Source organism: Nonomuraea sp. NPDC049141 (assembly GCF_040648415.1).
Lineage (GTDB): Bacteria > Actinomycetota > Actinomycetes > Streptosporangiales > Streptosporangiaceae > Nonomuraea.
Genome location: NZ_JBEZDR010000100.1, coordinates 1 through 3,354, shown reverse-complemented (window position 1 = coordinate 3,354; position 3,354 = coordinate 1). Strand labels below are relative to the sequence as shown.

Genomic DNA, 3,354 nt, shown 5'->3' with positions numbered 1-3,354 from the left:
CCGGTCGAACCGGACCGGAGCCGCGTCGGCGATTGTGTCAGTTCCACGCCTTGGCGTTGCTCATCTCGGTGCTGACGTAGTTCTCGCGGGCGATGCCCACCGCGCCACCGATGTCGTTCAGGATCTTGTTGATGTCCCGGACGGCGGCGTCCCACTGCGCCTGGTGCTGCTCGTAGGCGGCACGGTCCTCACCGTCCCACTGCAGCTTGGACAGCATCGAACGCAGCGTGTCCAGCTTCTCGTCGATGGTCCGCGAGATGGCCATCATCTGCTGGTTGCTGCTCTCGAGGACCGCGTAGTCGACCTTGATGCTCATGAGTTCCTCCCCTGCTCGTGTCGGCGGATCACGGGTTGAGTGCAGAGTGGAACTTGTCCAGCATCTGCTGCTGCTCTTCGTCGTTGACCTGGTGCGTCGTACCCGACTTGTCGAGCAGGTCGGCGATGTTGTCCATCGCCGTCAGCAGCTTGCCCGTGTCCTCGTTCCAGCGCTGCATGAGCGACTGGAAGCCGGTGGACGCCTGCCCCTTCCAGGCAATGGCCAGGTCGTCGACCACGTTCCACAGCTTCTTCAGCTCGCCGTCGACATCGCTGCGCGTGGAGCGCACGTCACCCGCGGCGGTATGCAGAGTCGCTGCTTCGACCTCGAACGCCATGCTTCACACCCTTCCGTCTTCTTGTGGCGGCGCAGTCGCCGCGTCCTCCCCCGCCGCAAGGCAATCACCCCACCGACGGACACTCAGCCAAGACGGTAGCGGACGCCGTCCAATATGCGCAGCCCTGCCCCAGCCAGCCGCTCGACGGCCGCGTCCCCTAGGAGGAACGGGAGTACGAGCGGACGTGCATCACCAGGCCCCCCACGAAGATGACGATCAGCATCACTACCGTGGCCCACTGCAGTCCGTCGTCCGCGACGGAGCCGAGAGCCACCGCGAACGCGGCCGCGCTACTGAGCACAACGATCTCCGCCACCCGCCGGACCGGACGCGAGCCGGTCACCTGCGCGACCAGCCCGAGCACGACGAAGACCGGCAGGGCGACCAGTGCGTACACGAACAGGACCGTCTGCCACGCCACGGCGCCGCCCACCTTTCGTCCGGCCGCTCAGGCCGTGTAGAACCCCGAATCCTGCACCCAGTCGATCTTGATGTCCTTGATGTCGGGATCGGGCCCCGAGGCGAAGCCCGGCCTGGACTCGGCGGTGAACTGGTGCACCTCGGCCCCCCGGAACGAGCTCGCGATGGTGGAGAGCGCCGACCCGATGTCCTGGAAGACGAGCGCGATGATCGCCATGCTGGCGGTCAGGCCGGCCACCCCGATCGCGTTCGCCAGCGGGATGGTGGGCGGGAACGCCTGGAGCGCCACCGCCGCGATCACCGCGATCAGGATCGTCGTCAACACGGCGACCAGCGCGTCGATCACGGAGTTGTAGTGGTCCTGGAGGCCCTGCAACGCGTCCTTGTTGGCGTTGAGCGCCTCGGCGAGAGCCGCGACCTCCATGTTGAGCTGCTGCACGAACGTGTCGAACGCCGCGCGGTCCTCGAAGTTCCACTCCTCGGCGGACGGCGGCACGCTCTCCATCGCCTTGCCGAACTGGTCCCCGCCGAGATAGGCGGCCGCGTCGCCCCAGTTCTTGACGGCCTTGGAGATCTCGTCGTTGTCGAAGGACTCGAGGTGGACGATGGCGGCGATGAGGATGCCGGCACCGGCCAGCCACATCCAGTTGGCGCGGGCCGCCCCGGCCAGCGTACGCACCGGCGCGGTCTGCGCCGCGACACTGTGCGTCCCCACCACCGAGCCCGAGGAATTGGCGATCAGGATCTCCGGCATCAGCGCCTCCCTGCGTCCTGCGCCCGCGAGGTCACTTGACCACCCAGGGCTGGTCCGACTTCTCCCAGTTGCTTGCGGTCTGCTGAAGGTTGTCGGCCGCCTTCTGCAGGTGCTCGACGCCCTTGCTCAGGTTGTCGACGTGCTCGTCGATCACCGCGTTGTGCCTGCCCACGGCGCCGATGCCCAGGATGGTCATGGACATGCTGGAGAGCTTGACCTCGTCCAGCTTCTCCTTCGCGTTGCGCAGGAACGCCTTCGGGCCGTCCTCGGCGGCGAGCTTCTTCGAGGCATCCCTGATCGCGCCGACGTCGACCGTGTTCGCCACTGTCCTCCCCCTTCGTCGTCAGCCGCGCAGCCGGCGCAGCGGGTCGTTGATGTCCACCCCGAACTGACGGAACCACTCCTCGGGGGTCACCTTCCCCGCCTCGGCCCGCCGGATCAGGTCCGCGCCGCCGACCATCTCCTCCACCAGCTCGCGCTGCCGCTCGGCGTGCGCGGCGTAGGCGGCGTCGATCGCCGCCTGGAGCGACTCGACCAGCGTGAAGCTGTCCAGCCGCATGGCCCGGGGGTTGATCTCGATGTCGCCGACCTTCATGTCACCGTCGACGGTGACCTGGACCAGGCCGTCCGGGCTCTCCCCGACGACCCGCAGCTCGGCGCGCTGCCGCTGGAAGTCCGCGAGCCGGCGCTGCTGCTCCTGCGCCTGCTGCAGGAGACCCTGCAGGCCGGCCACTCCCGCGCCGCCGGGCGTCCACGATGTGCTCAAAACGGTCCCTCTCGTCGACTGCGACGCTCGTGCCGCAGGTTACCGGATGCCGTCACACCGGGGCGGTCCCGCCGACCGCCGCATCGGCGGGAGACCTCAGACCGGCTCCGCCCAGGCGGTCTGGATGAGCTGCTGGCCGTCGCGCCGGCGCACCAGCGTGCCCCGGCCCGGCGGCTGCGTGCTCGGCCGCAGCGTACCGAAGACCGCACCCTCCTCCCGGTTGCCCGACATCAGCAGGCCGGGCTGGTCCAGTTCGCGCAGGCGTTGCAGGACCGGCTCGTAGAGCGCCCGGGCCACGCCACCCACGCGCCGGGTGATGATCAGGTGGAGGCCGATGTCGCGGGCCTGGGGCAGCAGCTCGTGCAGGGCGCTGAGCGGGTTGTTGCCGCCCGAGGCGACCAGGTCGTAGTCGTCGACCAGGATGTAGAGGTCCGGCCCCTTCCACCAGCTGCGGTCGCGCAGCTGCGCGGTGGTGACGTCCGGGCCGGGCAGCCGGTTGGACAGGGCGCTGCGGATCGAGGCCAACCCCTGCGCGAAGACCTGGTTCGACGGCGCGTAGTCGAGCAGGTGGTCCCCCTCGACCGCGCCGAGCAGGCCGCGCCGGTAGTCGGCGATGACCAGCCGGGCCTGCGCCGGGCTGTAGCGCTCCGTGATGCCCCGCGCGATCAGCCGCAGCAGGTTCGTCTTGCCGCACTCGGCGTCGCCGAAGACCGTCAGGTGCGGCTCGTTGACGAGGTCGAGGTAGACCGGCGCCAGCGCCG

The 3,354-nt window shown here is 69.1% G+C and carries 6 protein-coding genes and 1 pseudogene; all 7 read right to left on the bottom strand.

Annotated elements, in window-relative coordinates; translation table 11 throughout:
• Positions 1-37 precede the first annotated feature (37 nt).
• On the bottom strand, positions 38-316 hold the full coding sequence (locus AB0B91_RS64655) for a WXG100 family type VII secretion target (RefSeq protein ID WP_089002279.1): 279 nt from the start codon (positions 314-316) through the stop codon (positions 38-40).
• Positions 317-344: 28 nt separating this feature from the next.
• The gene (locus AB0B91_RS64650) at positions 345-653 is read right to left on the bottom strand and encodes a WXG100 family type VII secretion target (protein ID WP_089002280.1); all 309 of its coding nucleotides are present in this window, start codon (positions 651-653) and stop codon (positions 345-347) included.
• Between the two features lie 157 nt (positions 654-810).
• Positions 811-1,074: a hypothetical protein gene (locus AB0B91_RS64645; RefSeq protein WP_157747228.1), complete on the bottom strand. Its 264-nt coding sequence runs from the start codon at positions 1,072-1,074 to the stop codon at positions 811-813.
• Positions 1,075-1,101: 27 nt separating this feature from the next.
• Positions 1,102-1,827 (bottom strand): hypothetical protein, encoded by a 726-nt coding sequence (locus tag AB0B91_RS64640; RefSeq protein ID WP_172896589.1) that lies wholly within the window; start codon positions 1,825-1,827, stop codon positions 1,102-1,104.
• A 31-nt stretch (positions 1,828-1,858) separates the two neighbouring features.
• Positions 1,859-2,152 (bottom strand): hypothetical protein, encoded by a 294-nt coding sequence (locus AB0B91_RS64635; protein WP_357660269.1) that lies wholly within the window; start codon positions 2,150-2,152, stop codon positions 1,859-1,861.
• 18 nt (positions 2,153-2,170) lie between these two features.
• Positions 2,171-2,593: a YbaB/EbfC family nucleoid-associated protein gene (locus tag AB0B91_RS64630; protein ID WP_089002284.1), complete on the bottom strand. Its 423-nt coding sequence runs from the start codon at positions 2,591-2,593 to the stop codon at positions 2,171-2,173.
• Between the two features lie 96 nt (positions 2,594-2,689).
• Positions 2,690-3,354, bottom strand: a pseudogene (locus AB0B91_RS64625) (type VII secretion protein EccC); the annotation flags it as partial.